Source organism: Citrobacter sp. TBCS-14, from assembly GCF_005280805.1.
GTDB lineage: Bacteria > Pseudomonadota > Gammaproteobacteria > Enterobacterales > Enterobacteriaceae > Citrobacter > Citrobacter gillenii.
Genome location: NZ_SZWM01000578.1, coordinates 1 through 618, shown reverse-complemented (window position 1 = coordinate 618; position 618 = coordinate 1). Strand labels below are relative to the sequence as shown.

Genomic DNA, 618 nt, shown 5'->3' with positions numbered 1-618 from the left:
ATCTCTAAAGTAAATAGTGCTGTTAAGCGGGAGACTTACACTTGTACGGCTGCGTTATCATTACTATACATCCCAAATATATTTTTTAAAAAGAATCCTAACAATTCAGGTAAACCCAACCACATTCTACCGGAATGGCTCAAAACCCTTTTCTAACATAATGTCCTTCATTATGCATTCTTAGATTTTAGAGGCTCAATGTTAATGTCTATTTGTGGCTTATAGTAGGACTTACAGTAACAACAACAATTATGCAAAGTCCTAATCGACTCAGGTTCCTTCAGTAAATTTATGATTCCCTTCTTACCACACATATTTAGATCTCCGATCTGACATTGGAACGATTGCTGGAGCGCTATCGTGAACATGGAGCATTTTCTCTTCTAAACCGATGTTGTAGCCAGTCTAGTAACTAGAAACTGATGCCGGACTGTAAATAGANGCTTTTTTTGATATCCCGGCCAAATGATTGTGTTGCCGATATTCCTCCGGCGTCATATTTTCAGTGATTCATGCGGGCGTTCACAGTTATATTCTGACACCCATCTCTCCGTGATTTTCCGCACTTCATTCAGCATTCTGAACAGATAAAAATCGAGTATTTCTGTACGGTATGTT

At 38.6% G+C, this 618-nt stretch carries 1 pseudogene; it reads right to left on the bottom strand.

The features are described from left to right. Positions 1-405 precede the first annotated feature (405 nt). A pseudogene (locus tag FDX22_RS31475) lies at positions 406-618 on the bottom strand (integrase core domain-containing protein); the annotation flags it as partial.